Here is a 17,817-nt window from a genome sequence, read left to right as displayed (position 1 = left end):
TTCGGCGACGCGATCGGAAATCTTCTGGCCGAGCAGCATGCCGCCACCACCCGGTTTGGCACCCTGGCCGACGACGACTTCGATCGCATCGGCGCGGCGCAAATCGCGCGGGTTCATGCCGTAGCGCGACGGCAGATATTGATAGACCAGCTGCTTTGAATGGCCGCGCTCTTCCTCGGTCATGCCGCCGTCGCCCGTCGTGGTCGAGGTGCCCGACAGGGTCGCGCCGCGCCCGAGTGCCTCCTTGGCGGGGCCTGACAGTGAGCCGAAGCTCATGCCGGCGATGGTGATCGGGATCTTCAGCTCGATCGGCTTCTTGGCATGGCGAGAGCCGAGCACGACCGATGTGTCGCAGCGCTCGCGATAGCCTTCGAGCGGGTAGCGCGAGATCGAGGCGCCGAGGAACAAGAGGTCGTCGAAATGCGGCAGCTTGCGCTTGGCGCCGGCGCCGCGGATGTCATAGATGCCGGTCGCCGCGGCACGGCGGATTTCGGAAAGCGTATAGTCGTCGAAGGTCGCGGATTTGCGCGGCGTCGTCGGCGGGTTCCTGTAGGTCATGCTGCCTCAATACGCGTCGGCGTTGTCGATATTGAAATTGTAGAGGGTGCGCGCCGAGCCGTAGCGCTTGAACTCCGACGGCTTGACGCCGGTGACACCGGCACGGTCGAGCAGGCCTTGCAGCAATTCCAGATGCTCAGCCCGCATCTCCTTGGCGATGCAGTCGGCACCCAGGCTGTCGACCTTGCCTCGCACGAAGAGCCGCGCCTCGTAGATGGAATCGCCCAGCGCATCGCCGGCATCGCCCAGCACCACCAGATTGCCCGACTGCGCCATGAAGGCCGACATGTGGCCGATATTGCCGTGCACGACGATGTCGATGCCCTTCATCGAGATGCCGCAGCGCGACGAGGCGTTGCCTTCGATGACCAACAGGCCGCCCTTGCCGGTGGCGCCGGCATACTGGCTGGCGTCGCCTTTGATGGTGATCGAGCCCGACATCATGTTCTCGCCGACGCCGGGGCCTGCCGAGCCATGCACGGTAATGGTGCTGCCGGAATTCATGCCGCCGCAATAATAGCCGACGCTGCCACGCACATCGATGGCAACAGGCTGGTCGACGCCAACGGCGACCGAATGGCTGCCTTTCGGGTTCAGCACTTCCCAGGCCGTTTCATTCGAGCCGGGCGACAGATTGTGCAGCGCCTGGTTGAGTTCGCGCAGCGACGATTGGTCAAGATCGAAGACCCGAGGGTCATGTGCTGCGGTCTTTGAAAGCGTGGTTGCCGACATGAATTCAATGCTCCCAGAAATAGACGGTTGCGGGCTCGGGTTCCCAGACCCTCGCATTGTCTATGCCGGGTAGTTTGGTCAGCGCGCGATATTCCGAGCCGAAGGCGACATACTGGTCGGTTTCGGCCATCACGGCAGGCTTGCAGGCGATCGGATCGCGCACCACGCCAAAACCGTTCTTGGTGCCGACGACGAAGGTGAAGAAGCCGTCGAGGTCGGAGAGCGTGCCTTCCAGCGCCTCGCCGAGATTCTTGCCATGCGCCATCTGCGACGAAAGATAGGCGGCGGCCACTTCAGTGTCGTTCTCGGTCTCGAAGGTCATGCCTTCACGGATCAACTCGCGGCGGACGTTGTTGTGGTTCGACAGCGAGCCATTGTGCACCAGGCACTGGTCGGCGCCGGTCGAGAACGGGTGCGCGCCCATCGTCGTCACCGCCGATTCCGTTGCCATGCGGGTATGGCCGATGCCATGCGTGCCGGTCATCTTGCGGACATCGAAGCGCTCGACGACGGCCTCCGGCAGGCCGACTTCCTTGTAGATCTCGACAACGTCGCCGGCGCCCATGATGCGGATGTCGGGGCGCAGCGCCTGGATGGTTTCGCGCGCTTCATCGATCTTGGCCGGCGTGGTCCTGACGACGGCATGGGTGGATTTCACCGCGATCGTCACCGGCGTGCCGATGGCCTTGGCGAGCTCCGCCTCGAGGCCGCGGAAATCGCGGTCGGGCCTGGCTGACTGGATGGTGATCTTGGCCTCATTCTTGGAAGGCGCGCCATAGATGGCGATACCGGCGCTATCGGGACCGCGGTCGCTGAGGGAGATCAGCATCTGCGACAGCATCGCACCAAGCTGGGGTTCCAGCGACTTGTCCTTCAAAAACAGTCCGACAATTCCACACATGTCAGCCTCCCGATGTTTGTAGCTAAGAGATCGTTTGTAGCTAAGAGAGGATGTATCGAATGAGCCGCACAAATTCAATCGTATGAAAAAAATATTCCTCCAGTTACCTATGCGGCTCAATGCCGCTCTGCGCACTGTCGCCGTCTCGCCGGGCATTGTGAACCCATTTGGCGGTGCGGATGCGGGCGAGCTTGTAGGCGTCGAGAATCGACAAGGCATAGATCAGGAAGCCGCCGGCGTGACGGCCGACAAAGCTGGCATCCGACGGTGCGATCTTGGCCGTCACCCATGCCAGGATCACCATGAAGAAAAGGAACTGAAGGCCGCGCACCGGCACGCCGAGAATGACGTGCCCGCTTCCCGGCAGCACGATTGCGGCGCCGAGAACCAGATAAGGATTGGTGGGTGCCGTGGTGGGAATGGTCATGCGGCTTGGCGTTCGCTTTTGTTGATGGCGTCGCGAAGCGCCGACACCGACACCAGCAGTCTTTCGATCAGCGCGGGATCGAGTGTGGCGTCGCCAAATTCGGCCTGCCTGAACACACCGTAGCGCGCCCGTTCGGCTTCGGCCAGCAGCCACACGATGCGTACCCCTTTCGGGGTGATCAGCAGTTCCTTGGCGCGCCCTTCGGAAAAAATCCCGAGGTGGCCGGCGATGGTCTCCAGTGGGAAGTGGACGCCCCTGCGATCCGTCCGCAACACGGCCTCGGCCGGAAATGCCGAACTCTTCGGCAGCGTGTGGTCGAGATGATCGAAATTGGAGAAGGTCGTCGGCGACCCCGGCCGCATCATCATATCGAAGGTGCCGGGCACGGCCACCGGCTCGGTGATCGAAACACTGAGCCAGCGCGCCGGCAGTTTCCGCGTCGCCAGTGTGTCGACGATGGTGCGCACCTGGACACGTTTGCTGTTCCAGGACCCTTCCCAGGTGATGACACCGGCGGTGCCGTCCGAGACATTGGCTGCGTCGGCGATGGCTGTGCGGATGCGGTCCTGCTCGACGGCAAGCGCCATCGATGCCCTGTTGCGGCTGGCACGCGCCTGCCAGGCAAGGTGGAGAACGATAGCCAGGACAATGGCTCCGGCCAGCAGTGCTGATGTCAGCTCGGACATTTTCTCATGCCACGCCCATCCAGGATACGGACCGGCCTACTCCCATCAATAACCCTGCGGCTTCGGCCACGGCATGGTGAACTGATCGCCGCGCCGCACGAATTTGTAGCGATAGAAATGGAACCACAGTGAGATCAGGAAATAGAAGGCGACCATGGCGATCAGTTGCGAGCCGAAGCCGAGGAAGATGGCGAAGAAGGTCACCACGCACAGGCAAAACAGCACGATGGCCGGGATCGGGTGGAAGGGGTGCGTGTAGCCGCGGCGGATCGAGCCGAGCGGCCACTTCTTGCGGAACATGATGATGTTGATGCTCATGAACGTGTATTGCAGCACGCCCGACAGGATCGAGAAGGTGATCGCCTGGTTGAGGTCGGCGATGAAGGCGAAGGCCAGCGCGATCGGCAGCAGGAACAGGATCGAACGATAGGGCGTGCGATATCTCGGATGCACGGCCGAGAACCATGTCGGCAGATAGCGGTCGCGGCCGAGCGAGAACCAGGCGCGCGCCGCATCGTTGATGCAGCCATTGGCGGAGGCCATTGCAGCAAGCAGCGTGGCGACGAACAACAGGTTCTCGAGCAGCGGGCTGCCAGTCAGCTTGCCGGCGTCCCACAGCGGATAATAGGTGATGCCGAGATATTCCCATGGCATCATCGAGGCGCAGACATACCAGGTCATGGCGGCGGCGATCAAAAGCGTGATCATGCCGGCCATGGTGCCGTAAGGCAGCGAGCGGGCCGGCGAGCGCACTTCCTCGGCGGCCTGTGTGGTGCCTTCGATGCCGAGATAGTACCAGATGCCGAACTGGAAGGCGGCGATGACGCCGATCCAGCCATAGGGGAGCGCATTGCCTGGCGTGACCAGCTCGTTCAGCTTCAGCACGGCGCCTTGCGTCCACGGGCTGACCGAAAAGAACAGGATGACGATCGAGATATAGGCGACCGCTGTGATGACGAAGTTGACATTGAGCGTCATCAGCACGCCGCGATAGTTCAGCCACGCCAGCACGACGATGGTCGCGGCGATGAAGGAATTGTGGGTGAGCCCTTCGACGCCGGCCTTGGCGACGATGGTGTCGCCGAGCAGGATGGCGTCGGATACTTCGAGCATGGTGTAGGCAAAGACCAGGAACAGCGCGACGTTGAACGCCATCAGCGGTCCGACGATGTGCTTTGCCTGCGCATACTGGCCGCCGGCGGCGGCCACGGTCGATGTCACCTCGGAATCGATCATGGCGACCGAGGTGTAGAGCAATCCCACGACCCAGCAGACGATCAGCGCGGCCAGTGCGCCACCCTTGTCCGCCGAGAAATTCCAGCCGGTGAATTCGCCGACCAGGACGATGCCGACGCCGAGCGCCCAGACATGGGCCGGTCCGAGCACGCGCAGGAGTGAAACTCTGTCCCCTTGGGCAGCCGGGGCAGCCGGTTCAAGTGCGATCGTCATTGTTCAATCCTCACTCAGATCCGGTGTTTTTCGGAAGTGGCTTCCAGTTCGCCCTCGCGAGACGAGGTCAGCACCTCTTCGGAGAAGGTCGTGTCAACCTTGAACCAGTCGTAGAGCATCCACAAAGCGAGCACGATCGAGATGCCCCAGCATGCGTAAGAGAGTGCTACCCACATGATCGTGTCCCCCGATTAAATCGTCCTCAGAACTCTTACTTGTCGTCGAATTTTTCGTTGATGACGTCGCGATATTCGCGGTCTGATGCACGAAACAGGAAGACGAAATAACCGATCAGCACCGCCGCCATGATGATCAGCGTCGGCCAGTCGATGACATAGTGGAAGCGGTTCTGGATGATGTCGTGCGCGGTCTCGGGCGTATAGCCGAGCTTTTCCCAGATAGACGCCATGGTCGGGTTCTGGCCTAGCGCTTCCCAGGTCTTGGCGTCGAGCGCGTCGATGGATTTCGCCGCGCCGGCGAGGCCCAGCTTGAGCGGTAGCCACAGTGCCACGAAATGGCAACGACGACGACGGCGATGTCGAAAACCTGCCCGGCCTTGCTTTGTTCCGGCGGCGTGTAGCGGGACATCTCTTTTACCCCTCAGGACTTGCGGTTGCGGAACGCGTCGGCGTTCTTGATATCGAGCCCGTAGATGAATTCCTTGTCTTCCTTGTAGTGCTTGACCATCGCCAGGATGGCGGCCGTGTTGAAGATCAGCACGGCGGCGGCGGCGATCGCGACCACGGCCTTGATGCCGCTGTGCGGGATGTAGGGCCATGTCATGAGGAGGACGAAGAGGATCGTCGCCCACAGGCAGACGATCAGGAGCGCGGCTCCGCGCACGTCGGAACGATACAGCGCTTCGATGCGCTGTTGCATGTCTGACATCGGTTTCTCCCCTTTTCCGCCGTCCGGTTCCGAATCCCCGTCCGCCGTCCTCTTTCAACAGAGTGAAATTTTTTTCATAAATTCCGTCTGAATCTCGCAATTGTCAAGCGCGATTTACGTGGGGTTGACCGTTTGGTTTGCGCGGCGGATTTTGCCTGACAATGAAATTAATTGCTTATGGGTATTGCGGCGCCCGGAGGTTTGCGATCAATATTCGGCCAAAGCTCCCGCCGCTGCGCAGGGGGCAGGGAACAGCAGAGCATTATCGAAACGGAGGACGAGCGGATGACGGCATCCTGGAGATTTTCGACCCTGGCGGATCGCCATCGCGCGCTCGGTTCGAAGCTCGAAGACTGGAGCGGCATGGGAACCGCCTGGACCTACGACAAGGATGCCGACGAGGAGTACATCGCCATCCGCACCAAGGCTGGTCTGATGGATGTCTCCGGCCTCAAGAAAGTCCACATCACCGGGCCGCATGCCTCACACCTGATCGACCTGGCGACGACGCGCGATGTCGAAAAGATCTATCCCGGCAAGTCAGCCTATGCCTGCATGCTGAACGAGGCGGGAAAATTCACCGACGACTGTATACTCTACCGGACCGGACCGAATGCATGGATGGTCGTGCATGGTTCGGGCACCGGCCATGAGGAGTTGCAGCGTGCTTCGGTAGGACGCGACGTCTCGCTGCGCTTCGACGACAACCTGCACGATCTGTCGCTGCAGGGGCCAACCGCCGTCGACTATCTGGCCAAGCATGTGCCGGGCATTCGCGACCTCAACTATTTCCATCACATGCAGGCGCAGCTGTTCGGCTTGCCTGTCATGATCTCGCGCACCGGCTATACCGGCGAGCGCGGCTACGAGATCTTCTGCCGTGGCCAGGATGCCGGCACGATCTGGGACAGGATCCTCGACGAAGGCAAGAGCGCCGGCATCATTCCGTGCCGCTTCACCACTCTCGACATGCTGCGTGTCGAAAGTTATCTGCTCTTCTACCCCTACGACAATTCGCAGAAATATCCGTTTGAGAACGAAGGCCCCGGCGACACGCTGTGGGAACTCGGCCTCGACTTCACCGTCAGCCCCGGCAAGACCGGCTTTCGCGGCGCCGAGGAGCACTATCGCCTGAAAGGCAAGGAGCGCTTCAAGATCTATGGCGTGCGGCTCGATGGCAAGGAGCCGGCCGATGAAGGGGCGCCGGTCTACCGCGACGGCAAGAAGGTCGGCGTGGTGACCTGCGGCATGTATTCGCCGCTGGTCGAGAAATCGATGGGCATCGCCCGCCTCGACGTTGACTGCGCGGTAAAGGACACCAAGCTCGAAATCCGCAACAAGAGCGGCGCCATCAAGGCCACCGCGCAGCCGCTTCCGTTCGACGATCCCAAGAAGACCAAGCGCACGGCGAAAGGTTGAGGCATAGTCGATAGCGAGGGGTTCGAGGCACGAAGACTTAAATGGCAGCCAAAAGCATCATCAGCCGGCCCGTTTACGGAACCTTGTCTCCGCAAGCCGGCAAGCATCATCTTTTTATCGCGGATGCGGAAGGGGCGCTGGCAATAGCGGAGATGGCCGAGAGGGCGCCGCCCGGGTTTTTCGACGACGCCGAAATCGTCTTCATTCCTGGGCCTGACGGAAAACCCATCGCCGCCCTCGAAGCGCTGAAACCGGCACAGTTTCATCAGGCACCGTCCTTCGCCAGCCTGCTGCCACGGCTCAGGCAGACACTCGCCAACGCGCATATGGGCCTGCGCCTCTATCTCTCGGGCACCGAGGGCCTGATCGGCCAGGCGATGCAGGTGGCGCTTGAAGCCGGCATCGACCACACCTCGATCCAGACCGAGCACCGCGGCTCGCTGGCGCGGCGCATGCAATGCGTCCACTGCAAGGGCATCACCGAGGATGTGACCACGCAGCCGGCGACCTGCGCGCATTGCGGCCTGCTGCTTCTGGTGCGCGATCACTACTCCAGGCGCATCGCCGCGTTCCAGGGCGTCTGCATCAATGCGGAAGATCGCTCAGAGATTCCTCCGCTGGAGGAGATTTTTCGATGAGCACCGGCACAACAAAACTCGATGTCGTCGTCAGCGACGTCGTCCCGGTCAACGACCTAGTCACCCGCTTCCATTTCCGCCGGCGCGACGGTGAGCTGTTGCCGACCTTTTCCGGCGGCGCCCATGTCGTGGTCGAGATGCGCGACGGCGAGCGGACCCGGCTCAATCCCTATTCGCTGATGGGCTCGCCGCTCGACACGCGCGAATACACGATCTCGGTACGCCGCGACGATGTCGGCCGTGGCGGCTCGCTGTTCATGCACCGGAATGTCCGGCCTGGCCTGGAGATGGTGGTCAGCTACCCGGTCAACCTGTTCTCGCTCGACCTGCGCGCCAAAAAGCACCTGATGCTGGCCGGCGGCATCGGCATCACGCCTTTCATGGCGCAGACCGCGCAGCTGGCGGCGGAAGGCGGCAATTTCGAGCTGCACTACACCTGCCGCACCGCATCGCTCGGCACCTATGCCGATGTGCTGCGCGAGCGCTACGACCGCAGGGTCAGGCTCTATCATGACGACCTCGACGAGCGCATTGAACTCGACCGGTTGCTGTCGACGCAGCCGCTCGGCACGCATCTCTATGTCTGCGGCCCGGCCGGCATGATCAACTGGGTGCGCGATCGCGCGGCAAGCCTCGGCTGGCCGGCGGAAACCGTGCATTTCGAGCATTTCGCCGCACCCCAGCCCGGACTGCCGTTCGACGTGACGCTCGCCGTCAGCGGCAAGACGATCCGCGTCGATGAACAGCAGAGCCTGCTCGAGGCGATCGAGGCGGCCGGCGTCGATCCGCCCTATCTCTGCCGCGGCGGCGTCTGCGGCCAGTGCGAAACCAACGTCGTCTCCTATGACGGCAAGTTCATCCACAACGACCACTGGCTGAGCGACGAAGAGCACCGTTCGGGCTGTAAGATCATGCCGTGCGTGTCGCGCTTCGAAGGCCGGTCGCTGGTGTTGGAGCGCTAGGAGAAAATCATGGGCATCACCTTTCGCAAGGAAACGTTCCGCGACGACTTCACCTTCAAGAACAGCCCGGAGCACATCAGGCGCTTCCCGTTTCCGTTCCACGAAGACGCCTACATGTATGCGGTCAACATCGAGCCGCATGTCGTCGGGCCGAAGGGTAGCGTGCTGGAAAACCTGATCGATGTCGACGAGCACTATGTCGCCGAGATGCAGGACCGCGCGCTGGTGCTGGCCGAGGATCCGCTGCGCTGCCAGTCGCTGCCGCACATGACGCTGGCCGGCTGGGACCTGCTGGAACTGCTGATGGAGCAGCAGGCGCTGGGCTATCCCGAGCATTTCACGCTGACCCGCGATGGCGACCGCTGGCGCTGGATCAACCGCCCGCTCGGCATCGACGACACCTTCACCTTCGGCGACACCTCGACGCTGCCTTATGGGCCGATGGAATACATCACCCGGCAGAGCCAGGGTGATTTCTGCATCCTCGACCAGCGCGACGGCAATCTGTGGATGGATGCCGGCATGGTCACCACCCAGGCCGACTGGTCGCTCGATTTCGACATCGGCATGAACTTCTTCGAATGGCATGCGCCGGTGCCGCTGGCGCATGAGAAGGGCATTTTCGTCAGGGCGCTGAAATTCCTCACCAACATCCAGCAGGGCAAGCCGGCGCGACGCCTGAACTGGACGATGACCATCAACCCGCGCCTCGACACCAGCCCGGAGAACTACCACAAATGGGGTCCGGACCGGGCGACGGTGACGCCGGACAATGTCGGCGACAAGGTGCATCTGCGTGTCGAGCTGCAGAGTTTCTGGCGACTGCCGCGCTCCAACGGCATCGTCTTCCCGATCCGCTGCTATCTGATCAAGATGGATGAGCTGGCGACGCAGCCCAAATGGGCACGGCGCCTGCACCGCGTCATCCGCGACCTGCCTGACGAACTCGCCAACTACAAGGGCCTGACACGCTATCGCCCGGCGTTGGTCGAGTGGCTGTCGAAGCTGGACGATGGGAGCGCGACGAGCCCAGGGTTTGGGCCGGATTGACGCTGGCGCCAGCCTTCTCTCCCCTCGGGGAGAGGTCGGATTGCCCCGAATTGCCCTTCGCAATTCGGCTGGCAATCCGGGTGAGGGGGCTGCTTGCGTCCCGCTTAACCCGCGCTCTGCGGATAGCAAATAATCGACAGATAGCGCATCGGCAGTTTCGTCAGTTGCTCCGGCCCGTGCGGCGCGTCGGCGTCGAAGAACAGGCTGTCGCCGGGCTTCATCGGGTAGAGGTTGCTGCCGTGCCGGTAAACGACCTCGCCTTCGAGCATGTAGAGGAACTCCATGCCCTCATGTTGGAAGGTCGGGAACACATCGGAATCCTCGGTCAGCGTGATCAGATAGGGCTCGACGACGACGCCGCTGGTGTTGGATCCGATATGGCCGAGCAGGTTATACTGGTGGCCGGCGCGGGTGCCGCGGCGCTCGACATCGAGACCTTGGCCGGCCTTGACGAAGACGGCGCTGCGCTCTTCCTCGAAGCGGCGGAAGAAGGCGGTGACCGGGACGCCGAGCGCCCGTGACAGCGCCTGCAAGGTGGTCAGCGACGGCGAGGTGATGCCGTTTTCGATCTTCGACAGCATGCCGAGCGAAATGTCGGTGGCGACCGCGAGATCAGCCACGGTGATGCCGAGCTTCTTGCGGAACGCCCGCACCTCGCGGCCGATCGCCACCTCCAGCACTTTTTCGCGCGTGTCGCGAATGGCATGCGGGTTCTGCGTCAGTGGCGCGCGGATGGTCTTGCCGTCGGCTGAAACCTTTGGCAGCGGCTTGGCCGTCGCACCGGCGAGACCAGCCTTGGGATCGGAAACCTTCTTCGCCATGTCGCCCCCGGCACTCCTGGGATTTATTTCACTCTAGGTGAACATGTCAGGTGCCGATACAGGAGCGCAACTGCGACGGCAAGTCGCGTGAACGCGCATGCGCATGATAATGATGTTTGGCCGCGTCCGGTTTTTCGCGGGAAATCCACATCGGCGAAACCTTGTTTCAGCATCGGGCTGTTGACAGCACGAAAGGGCCAATTACTGTCCTGTGAGTGAAATTTGTTTCGTAAGAGCAAATCCGGGAAAAGCCCATAGCGCTTTACCCTTGGGAATTGCGTCAAGACAAAAGTCGAAACCAGATCGGGAGGCCTGCCATGAAAAGTCGCGTTGCCGTCATCGGAGCCGGCCCGTCCGGCCTGGCACAGCTCAGGGCCTTCAAGTCGGCGGCCGACAAGGGCGCCGACATTCCCGAGATCGTCTGCTTCGAAAAGCAGTCGGACTGGGGCGGCCTGTGGAACTACACCTGGCGCACGGGCCTCGACGAGCATGGCGATCCGGTGCACGGCTCGATGTACCGCTATCTCTGGTCGAACGGACCGAAGGAGTGCCTGGAATTCGCCGACTACACTTTCGAGGAGCATTTCGGCCGGCCGATCGGCTCCTATCCGCCGCGCGCCGTGCTGTGGGACTACATCAAGGGACGCGTCGAAAAATCAGGCCTTCGCAAATGGGTGCGCTTCAACAGCCCGGTGCGCATGGTGACGTTTTCCGACGAGACGAAGAAATTCACCGTCACCGCGCATGACCGCACCAACGACGTCACCTACTCGGAAGAGTTCGACAATGTCGTCGTCGCTTCCGGCCATTTCTCGGTGCCCAACGTACCCTATTTCGAGGGCTTTTCGACCTTCAACGGCCGCATCCTGCACAGCCACGATTTCCGCGACGCGATGGAGTTCAAGGGCAAGGATATATTGATCATCGGCCGCTCCTATTCGGCCGAGGACATCGGCTCGCAATGCTACAAATACGGCGCCAAATCGATCACCTCCAGCTACCGCTCGAAGCCGATGGGCTTCAAATGGCCGGAGAATTGGCAGGAAGTGCCGCTGCTGCAGAAGGTCGTAGGCAAGACAGCCCACTTCAAGGACGGCACCACTAGGGATGTCGACGCCATCATCCTGTGCACCGGCTACCTGCACTCCTTCCCCTTCCTCACCGACGATCTGAAGCTCAAGACAGCCAACCGCATGTGGCCGCTCGACCTCTATGAAGGCGTCGTCTGGGAGAAGAACCCGCAGCTTTCCTATATCGGCATGCAGGATCAGTTCTACACCTTCAACATGTTCGACGCGCAGGCCTGGTTCGCCCGCGACGTCATCATGGGCCGCATAAAGCTGCCCTCGGCCGAGGCGATGGCTGCGCACGGCGCGAAATGGAGGGCGCGTGAGGAAACGCTCGAAGACGCCGAGCAGATGATCTGGTTCCAGGGCGACTACACCAAGGAATTGATGGACCAGACCGACTATCCGGGCTTCGACGTCGAGGCGGTCAACCAGACCTTCATGGAATGGGAACACCACAAGGCGGAGAACATCATGGGCTTCCGCGACCACGCCTACCGCTCGCTGATGACCGGGACCATGGCGCCGCTGCATCATACGCCGTGGCTGCAGGCGCTGGACGATTCGATGGAGAGCTATCTCGAGGTGAAGGGCGTCGCGGCGGAGTAGGGCGGCGCCTGCTACCCCAGCCTTGCCCTGGCTTGCGCCGTCCAGGCGCCGAACAGCCGGTCGGCGACAATGCCGATGAAGGCGATGGCCAGGCCCGCGACGATGCCGCGGCCGGAATCGGCCTTGGACAGCGCGATGAACACTTCCTGGCCGAGATCGCGGGTGCCGACCATGGCGCAGATGATGATCATCGCCAGCGCCATCAGGATCGTCTGGTTGACGCCAAGCATGATCTCCGGCAGCGCCAGCGGCAGTTGCACGCGAAAGAAGGTCTGGCGCGGCGTGCAGCCCGACACCTTGGCCGCCTCGATCAGCGCCGGCGGCACCTGCCTGATGCCGTGATTGGTGTAGCGGATGGCCGGCACCACGGCGAAGGCAATGGTGGCGATCATCGCCGTGACATCGCCGACCCGAAACAGCATCACCACCGGAATGATGAAGCAGAAGGATGGCAGCACCTGCAGCGTGTCGATGACCGGCGTGACGATCTTCTCGAAGCGGTCGCTGCGCGAAGCCATCAGCCCGATCGGGATGCCGACCAGGCAGGCGATGAAGGCCGAGATACCGCAGAGATAGACGGTTGCCATGGTCTTTTCCCACAGGCCGGTGATGGCGCAGAAGGCAGTCAGCGCTGCCACCAGCACGGCCAGCCGCAGGCCGGAGAGCTGATAGCCGGCAAGGCCGAGCAGGAACACCGCGCCCAGCCAGGGAAACCCTTCGCAAAAGGCACGCAGCGGGTTCAGCAAATTAAGGATCAGCGCCACGCGGAACGCTTCGATCGTGTCGAAGAAATTGATCGTCACCCAGTTTACGGCCGCTTTCCACAGCGGCGCGGTGGTGAAGGTGATCGCCTTCGGCACCGCTGCGAAGGCCGGCACGAACAGGCCGAGAAGTGTCGTCACCACAAGGATGGCGATGGCCAGCGTCAGATTGGGGTAACGCTGCCAGAGGCTCGGGCTCATCTCCTGATGGGCATGGCCTTTGGCCTGCTTGTGCGCGATGGCCTGGCTCAGCCGGTCAAGCGCAATGGCCAGTGCCACGATCGCAAGGCCGGCTTCCATCGCCTCGCCAACCTTCAGTGCGCGCAGCGCCAGGAGCACGTCGTAGCCGAGGCCGCCGGCGCCGATCATCGAGGCGATGATCACCATGTTCAGCGCCAGCATGATCACCTGGTTGACGCCGACCATCAGTGTCGGCCGTGCCGAGGGCAGCAGCACTCGCCACAGTTTCTGCCGCGCCGTGCAGCCTGCCATCTCGCTGAAATCGTCGATCTCCGACGGCACCCGCGACAGGCCGAGCATCGTTGCCCGCACCATCGGCGGCGTGGCGAAGATGGCGGTCGCGATCATCGCCGACACCGGGCTGTTGCCGAACAGCAGCAGCATCGGGATGAGATAGGCGAAGGTCGGAATCGTCTGCATCAGGTCAAGGGCAGGGGAGACGATGAGCCTTTCCGCCCACGGCTTGCGCCATGCCCAGATGCCGGCGAACAGCCCGGTGACGATACAGAACGGCACGGCGATGGAGATCAGCGCCAGCGTCAGCATGGCGCTGGTCCATTGGCCGAACAGGGCGATGTAGAGGAAGCAGCCGCCGACCAGCAGGCTGAGCTTTCTGCCGCCAACGGCATGTCCAGCAAGGAAGGCGGCGGCGCAGACGCCGACCCAGGACAGGCGCGGCAGGATATAGGCGTCAGCGCCGTGGCCGATCTTGAAATTCTTGGCCAGCAGATTGAGCGCGAAATCGAGGGGAACGCCGAGCACAGCGGTGATCGAGCGGGTCAACCAGGACAGGTTCGACTTGATCCAGCGCATCAGCGCGCTGACCCAATCGGCGACCGGCACGACGGTACTTGCCGGATAGTTGACGGCCCAGGGCAGGCGGTCCTGCAACAGGAACACGACAAGCACGGCGGCAAGCGCTGCCGCCCAGACCAGCAGCCCGACCTGAATCGGTCGCGACCGCGTCTCGCTGGCGCTTGCTGTCACCGTCATGCGCCGACCCTTGAGCGATCGATGCCGGCCAGCAAATCGATCACCGCTTGCGGCGTCACCTCGCCGATCGGCTTGCCGGTGCCGTTGACCACCGCGAACGGCTTGTTGGCGGCAACGATACCGGCAGAGAAGCTGGCGATCTTGGCATCTGGGGCAACGGTGCCGCCATGCTCCGAGCCGTCGCAGGCGCGCATTAGGCTGCGTGCCGAAATCACCTTGGCGCGGTCGACGTCGCGGGTGAACTCGGCGACATAGTCGGTCGCCGGATTGACCACCAACTCCTCCGGCGTGCCGATCTGGATGACCTCGCCATCCTTCATGATGGCGATGCGGTCGGCCAGCCGGATCGCCTCGTCGAAATCATGGGTGATGAAGACGATGGTCTTGTGCAGCATGGTTTGCAGCCGCATCAGCTCATCCTGCATTTCGCGGCGGATCAGCGGGTCGAGCGCCGAGAACGGCTCGTCGAGGAACCAGATTTCCGGTTTTGTCGCGAGGCTTCGGGCGATGCCGACCCGCTGCTGCTGGCCGCCGGACAATTCGCGCGGATAGAAATGCTCGCGGCCGCGCAGGCCGACAAGTTCGATGACCTCGCGCGCCCGTGCCTCGCGTGTCGGCCGGTCCTGCCCCTGGATGCTGAGCGGGAAGGCGATGTTCTCCAGCACGTTGAGGTGCGGCAGCAGGGCAAAATTCTGGAACACCATGCCCATGCGGTGTCGTCGCAACTCGATCAGCGCTGCATCCGCAATCTTCAGCAGATCCTTGCCTTCGAATTCGACCTTGCCGTGGGTCGGCTCGATCAGCCTCGACATGCAGCGCACCAGCGTTGACTTGCCGGAGCCCGACAGGCCCATGATGATGAAAATCTCGCCCTGGCGGATTTCGAGGTCGACGGCGCGCACCGCGCCGACAAGTCCGGCAGCTGTGACGTCGGCCATGCTGGCCTTGCCGTCGCGTTCGCGGATGAAATTGGCCGCGTTCGATCCGAACAGCTTCCAGACATTGCGGCAGGCAAGCTTTATCGGGCGGGCATCTTTTGGCGTGCCCGCCCCCTTGGCGCCCTGTTCAGTCTTGTCCGTCATTCAAACGTCCTTCTGGAACACCAAGAACCGAGGCCCGGCTGGTCAGCAGCCGGGTCTCATCTTCCAGTCGGAACGATCACTGCGCCCAGGCTTTCCAGTCGGCCTCGTGGGCGGCGATCCAGGCGGCCGCGACGTCTTCCGGCGTCTTGCCGCCGAGATCGATCTCGCCGCTCATCTTGTTGAGTTCGTCGGTGTCGACCGTGTAGGCCTTCGCCACCTTGTAGGCGACCGGCCATTTGTCCTTCATGCCGGCCCAGGAGTACTTCCAGATCTCGCCATGCGGCTTGCCGCAATCATATTTGGCGTCGGGGTTGGTGCCCCATTTCGGGTCGTTGTAGCACTCGGGCGTGTATTCGGGGAATTCAACCCATTCGCCCTTGTATTTGGCCGGCGCCCAATGCGGCGAATAGATCCACAGCATGATCGGCGCTTTGCGCTGATAGGCCGAGTCCAACTCGGCGAACATCGCCGCGTCGGTGCCGGCATGGATGACGGTGAAGGGCAGTTTCAGCGCTTCGACGCGCTCGTCGTCAAAGCCTTCCCATGTTACCGGGCCGCCGAGATAGCGCCCCTTCGGTGCGGTCTCCGCCGTCGAGAAGGCTTCGGCGCATTTCGGATCCTTCAGCGCTTCCCAGTTAGGCAGGCCGGGGCACTTCTCCTTCATGTATTCGGGAAACCACCATTCTTCCTTGGCCTTGGGGCCGAGCTTGCCCAGCCGTTCGGTCTGGCCTGTCGCATCGGAGGCCTTCATGGCCTCGCCGGCGGTCGTGTCCCAGAATTCCATGTCGACATCGAGATCGCCATTGGTGAGACCGGTGGTCAGGCTGGAGAGGTAGTCGGCGGTCGGATATTCGACGGTATAGCCGAGCTTTTCCAGGATGCCGCCGAGGATCTTGGCGTTGAGGTTGACGCTGGTCCAGTCGAACAGCGCGATCTTGATCGGATCGTTGGATTCCGGTGCGGCGGCTTGGGCGGAAGGTGTCAGCAGGCTTAATGTCGCGAGCGCGACGGCGCTCATCGAGAGTTTCGAGATCTGGCTGCGAAATGACATGCTTGTTCTCCTTCAAGCTGTGAAAATTATCGTTCGTTCCCTTCTTGCGGCTTTTTCTTGATTGTGTTGGAAAGACTGGTCTTTGCGCAAGACCGTCGGCGCCAAATTATTGCCCCGGCTTTGGCCAGTGCAGGCAAGATGGTGCTCAGTTCTGGTGATAATGGAACAGGATCGGAGTGTCGGCGTCATGACTGCCGACGGATCGCTGAGGGAGCGGTCATCTGCGGATCGATTGCCAGTCCTGCGGCGCCCTGCAAGGTGCGAGCCATCAAGGTCGTATGATCTCGGCTACCCGCCTGGTAAGCCCCATCTCGCCAAGGCCGTTTCATAGGATGAAATTATATATACCAAGGTTCATGTCGCGCAACGACTAACGCTTCGCGAGACGTACAAATTCAGACTGCAGGCGAAGCTGAGCTCTTACCAGCAGACGTAGCCGCCATCGACAATCAGGTCGAGGCCGGTGACGAAGCTCGCTGCGCGGCTGGCGAGGAACACCGTCGGCCCGACCATTTCCTCCGGCGCCGCCATGCGCCCCATCGGCGTGTCGCGCTTGAAGATCTTCACCTCTTCCGCCACCTCTGGCCGCTTGTTCATCGGAGTCAGCGTGTAACCGGGACTAACCACATTGACGCGCAGGCCGCGATCGGCCCACTCCATGGCGAGGCTCCTGGACATGTGGATGACGGCAGCCTTCGAAGAGTTGTAGTGCGCCTGCGTCAGGCCGCGGTTGACGATGGTGCCCGACATCGAGGCGATGTTGATGATCGAGCCCTTGCCTCGCGCCAGCATCTTGCGCGCTTCGGCCTGACAGGACAGGAACACGCCGGCGACATTGACGTCGTGAACCTTCTGCCACGTCTCCAGCGGCATCGTCTCGGCGGGCTCGGAGCCGGCAATGCCGGCATTGTTGACGGCGACGGTCAGCGCACCGAGTTCGCTCTCGACGCGATCGATCGCCGCCGCGAGATCGCTCTGCGATGTCACTGTACCGGTCAGCACCAGCGCTTTGCGGCCGAGCGCCGTGATCCGGTGCGCGGTTTCGTCCAGCCCACCCTTCGATGCATGGCCGAAACAGGCGACGTCAGCGCCTGCCTCGGCGAGCCCGATCGCGATTGCCTGGCCGATGCCGCTGCCGGCGCCGGTGACCAGCGCGACATCGCCGTTCAGTTTGAAAAGATCCATCGAGTGCCCTCCCTGGCCCAGGGAGGGTATGCGCTGAGCCGTGCTTCGATCAAGCGCCCGCGCGCAAATGGCTCAAGCGGCGTCGATACTCAGAAATAACCGCTCGACGCGGCCGTGGCTTCCTTCGGGATTTCGACGCCGTCGACCAGGATCTTGTCGACCAGTTCGTGGTGGAAGCAGACCAGCCCCTTGATGCGCTCCGCCTCGTGCACCGGCTCGGGATAATACCAGACCAGGTTCTCGTGACGCTTGGCCTTGGTCGTCACGTGATAATAGTTGGAGATGCCCTTGTAAGGAC

General features: G+C 62.2%; 19 protein-coding genes and 1 pseudogene. 5 read left to right on the top strand and 15 right to left on the bottom strand.

Annotation, left to right across the window (positions count from 1 at the left end; genetic code table 11):
- The 9 genes and pseudogenes from EN749_RS12840 to EN749_RS12800 form a co-directional block, all read right to left on the bottom strand.
- A partial coding sequence (locus EN749_RS12840) for a glutamate synthase-related protein (protein WP_245491373.1) occupies window positions 1-558 on the bottom strand: 558 nt, incomplete at its 3' end.
- Between the two features lie 6 nt (window positions 559-564).
- Window positions 565-1,290: a GXGXG domain-containing protein gene (locus EN749_RS12835; RefSeq protein WP_127811056.1), complete on the bottom strand. Its 726-nt coding sequence runs from the start codon at window positions 1,288-1,290 to the stop codon at window positions 565-567.
- Window positions 1,291-1,294: 4 nt separating this feature from the next.
- Entirely contained in the window at window positions 1,295-2,191 is an 897-nt protein-coding gene (locus tag EN749_RS12830) for a glutamine amidotransferase family protein (RefSeq protein WP_127397720.1), read from the bottom strand.
- Between the two features lie 103 nt (window positions 2,192-2,294).
- The gene (locus tag EN749_RS12825; protein ID WP_127397719.1) at window positions 2,295-2,618 is read right to left on the bottom strand and encodes a hypothetical protein; all 324 of its coding nucleotides are present in this window, start codon (window positions 2,616-2,618) and stop codon (window positions 2,295-2,297) included.
- Entirely contained in the window at window positions 2,615-3,304 is a 690-nt protein-coding gene (locus EN749_RS12820; RefSeq protein ID WP_164873888.1) for a hypothetical protein, read from the bottom strand. Before EN749_RS12820 ends, EN749_RS12825 begins: the two co-directional genes overlap by 4 nt.
- A gap of 45 nt (window positions 3,305-3,349) precedes the next feature.
- Complete coding sequence (locus EN749_RS12815; RefSeq protein ID WP_023808735.1) at window positions 3,350-4,753, bottom strand: amino acid permease; 1,404 nt, start codon at window positions 4,751-4,753, stop codon at window positions 3,350-3,352.
- A gap of 14 nt (window positions 4,754-4,767) precedes the next feature.
- Entirely contained in the window at window positions 4,768-4,929 is a 162-nt protein-coding gene (locus EN749_RS12810) for a hypothetical protein (protein WP_013532900.1), read from the bottom strand.
- Window positions 4,930-4,964: 35 nt separating this feature from the next.
- A pseudogene (locus EN749_RS12805) lies at window positions 4,965-5,341 on the bottom strand (hypothetical protein).
- 12 nt (window positions 5,342-5,353) lie between these two features.
- Window positions 5,354-5,641, bottom strand: a complete 288-nt coding sequence (locus EN749_RS12800) for a hypothetical protein (RefSeq protein ID WP_027036059.1) — start codon at window positions 5,639-5,641, stop codon at window positions 5,354-5,356.
- A gap of 285 nt (window positions 5,642-5,926) precedes the next feature.
- Here EN749_RS12800 and EN749_RS12795 point away from each other — a divergent pair, with 285 nt between their 5' ends.
- From EN749_RS12795 to EN749_RS12780, 4 genes are read left to right on the top strand one after another with little or no spacing between them, the layout of a single operon-like run.
- Window positions 5,927-7,060 (top strand): aminomethyltransferase family protein, encoded by a 1,134-nt coding sequence (locus EN749_RS12795; protein WP_128363263.1) that lies wholly within the window; start codon window positions 5,927-5,929, stop codon window positions 7,058-7,060.
- Between the two features lie 41 nt (window positions 7,061-7,101).
- Window positions 7,102-7,698: a dimethylamine monooxygenase subunit DmmA family protein gene (locus EN749_RS12790; RefSeq protein WP_128288110.1), complete on the top strand. Its 597-nt coding sequence runs from the start codon at window positions 7,102-7,104 to the stop codon at window positions 7,696-7,698.
- Window positions 7,695-8,660 carry a PDR/VanB family oxidoreductase gene (locus EN749_RS12785; protein WP_128288109.1) on the top strand — a complete coding sequence of 322 codons (966 nt, stop codon included), beginning with the start codon at window positions 7,695-7,697 and terminating at the stop codon, window positions 8,658-8,660. Before EN749_RS12790 ends, EN749_RS12785 begins: the two co-directional genes overlap by 4 nt.
- 9 nt (window positions 8,661-8,669) lie before the next feature.
- Window positions 8,670-9,710 (top strand): DUF3445 domain-containing protein, encoded by a 1,041-nt coding sequence (locus tag EN749_RS12780; protein WP_128363262.1) that lies wholly within the window; start codon window positions 8,670-8,672, stop codon window positions 9,708-9,710.
- Window positions 9,711-9,814: 104 nt separating this feature from the next.
- On the opposite strand, the gene EN749_RS12775 is transcribed toward EN749_RS12780, so the two are convergent.
- Window positions 9,815-10,531, bottom strand: a complete 717-nt coding sequence (locus EN749_RS12775; protein ID WP_127270283.1) for an XRE family transcriptional regulator — start codon at window positions 10,529-10,531, stop codon at window positions 9,815-9,817.
- Window positions 10,532-10,848: 317 nt separating this feature from the next.
- On the opposite strand from EN749_RS12775, the gene EN749_RS12770 reads away from it, so the two are divergent.
- Window positions 10,849-12,207: an NAD(P)/FAD-dependent oxidoreductase gene (locus tag EN749_RS12770; protein WP_128307693.1), complete on the top strand. Its 1,359-nt coding sequence runs from the start codon at window positions 10,849-10,851 to the stop codon at window positions 12,205-12,207.
- An 11-nt stretch (window positions 12,208-12,218) separates the two neighbouring features.
- Here the strand turns inward: EN749_RS12770 and EN749_RS12765 are convergent, their stop codons facing one another.
- From EN749_RS12765 to EN749_RS12745, 5 genes are all read right to left on the bottom strand, one after another.
- Window positions 12,219-14,201 carry an ABC transporter permease subunit gene (locus tag EN749_RS12765; RefSeq protein WP_128363261.1) on the bottom strand — a complete coding sequence of 661 codons (1,983 nt, stop codon included), beginning with the start codon at window positions 14,199-14,201 and terminating at the stop codon, window positions 12,219-12,221.
- Window positions 14,198-15,283, bottom strand: a complete 1,086-nt coding sequence (locus EN749_RS12760; protein WP_128363260.1) for a glycine betaine/L-proline ABC transporter ATP-binding protein — start codon at window positions 15,281-15,283, stop codon at window positions 14,198-14,200. The genes EN749_RS12765 and EN749_RS12760 overlap by 4 nt, the downstream gene beginning before the upstream one ends.
- A 76-nt stretch (window positions 15,284-15,359) precedes the next feature.
- A complete protein-coding gene (locus tag EN749_RS12755; RefSeq protein WP_128363259.1) occupies window positions 15,360-16,334 on the bottom strand; it encodes an ABC transporter substrate-binding protein in 975 nt (324 codons plus the stop codon).
- A gap of 420 nt (window positions 16,335-16,754) precedes the next feature.
- Window positions 16,755-17,519, bottom strand: coding sequence for an SDR family oxidoreductase (locus EN749_RS12750; RefSeq protein WP_128288793.1), 765 nt, complete (start codon window positions 17,517-17,519; stop codon window positions 16,755-16,757).
- A gap of 89 nt (window positions 17,520-17,608) precedes the next feature.
- Window positions 17,609-17,817 (bottom strand): DUF427 domain-containing protein (locus EN749_RS12745; protein ID WP_127387130.1); only part of this gene is annotated, 209 nt, incomplete at its 5' end.

It is taken from the genome of Mesorhizobium sp. M7A.F.Ca.ET.027.02.1.1, assembly GCF_004022985.1.
Classification (GTDB): Bacteria; Pseudomonadota; Alphaproteobacteria; order Rhizobiales; family Rhizobiaceae; genus Mesorhizobium.
This window is presented reverse-complemented; position numbering and strand designations above follow the sequence as displayed.

What these genes read in the sequence shown, in the direction of transcription:
- EN749_RS12835 (WP_127811056.1), bottom strand. Translation starts at nt 1,290, where the DNA reads ATGTCGGCAACCACGCTTTCAAAGACCGCAGCACATGACCCTCGGGTC.
- EN749_RS12830 (WP_127397720.1), bottom strand. Translation starts at nt 2,191, where the DNA reads ATGTGTGGAATTGTCGGACTGTTTTTGAAGGACAAGTCGCTGGAACCC.
- EN749_RS12825 (WP_127397719.1), bottom strand. Translation starts at nt 2,618, where the DNA reads ATGACCATTCCCACCACGGCACCCACCAATCCTTATCTGGTTCTCGGC.
- EN749_RS12820 (WP_164873888.1), bottom strand. Translation starts at nt 3,304, where the DNA reads ATGTCCGAGCTGACATCAGCACTGCTGGCCGGAGCCATTGTCCTGGCT.
- EN749_RS12815 (WP_023808735.1), bottom strand. Translation starts at nt 4,753, where the DNA reads ATGACGATCGCACTTGAACCGGCTGCCCCGGCTGCCCAAGGGGACAGA.
- EN749_RS12810 (WP_013532900.1), bottom strand. Translation starts at nt 4,929, where the DNA reads ATGTGGGTAGCACTCTCTTACGCATGCTGGGGCATCTCGATCGTGCTC.
- EN749_RS12800 (WP_027036059.1), bottom strand. Translation starts at nt 5,641, where the DNA reads ATGTCAGACATGCAACAGCGCATCGAAGCGCTGTATCGTTCCGACGTG.
- EN749_RS12795 (WP_128363263.1), top strand. Translation starts at nt 5,927, where the DNA reads ATGACGGCATCCTGGAGATTTTCGACCCTGGCGGATCGCCATCGCGCG.
- EN749_RS12790 (WP_128288110.1), top strand. Translation starts at nt 7,102, where the DNA reads ATGGCAGCCAAAAGCATCATCAGCCGGCCCGTTTACGGAACCTTGTCT.
- EN749_RS12785 (WP_128288109.1), top strand. Translation starts at nt 7,695, where the DNA reads ATGAGCACCGGCACAACAAAACTCGATGTCGTCGTCAGCGACGTCGTC.
- EN749_RS12780 (WP_128363262.1), top strand. Translation starts at nt 8,670, where the DNA reads ATGGGCATCACCTTTCGCAAGGAAACGTTCCGCGACGACTTCACCTTC.
- EN749_RS12775 (WP_127270283.1), bottom strand. Translation starts at nt 10,531, where the DNA reads ATGGCGAAGAAGGTTTCCGATCCCAAGGCTGGTCTCGCCGGTGCGACG.
- EN749_RS12770 (WP_128307693.1), top strand. Translation starts at nt 10,849, where the DNA reads ATGAAAAGTCGCGTTGCCGTCATCGGAGCCGGCCCGTCCGGCCTGGCA.
- EN749_RS12765 (WP_128363261.1), bottom strand. Translation starts at nt 14,201, where the DNA reads ATGACGGTGACAGCAAGCGCCAGCGAGACGCGGTCGCGACCGATTCAG.
- EN749_RS12760 (WP_128363260.1), bottom strand. Translation starts at nt 15,283, where the DNA reads ATGACGGACAAGACTGAACAGGGCGCCAAGGGGGCGGGCACGCCAAAA.
- EN749_RS12755 (WP_128363259.1), bottom strand. Translation starts at nt 16,334, where the DNA reads ATGTCATTTCGCAGCCAGATCTCGAAACTCTCGATGAGCGCCGTCGCG.
- EN749_RS12750 (WP_128288793.1), bottom strand. Translation starts at nt 17,519, where the DNA reads ATGGATCTTTTCAAACTGAACGGCGATGTCGCGCTGGTCACCGGCGCC.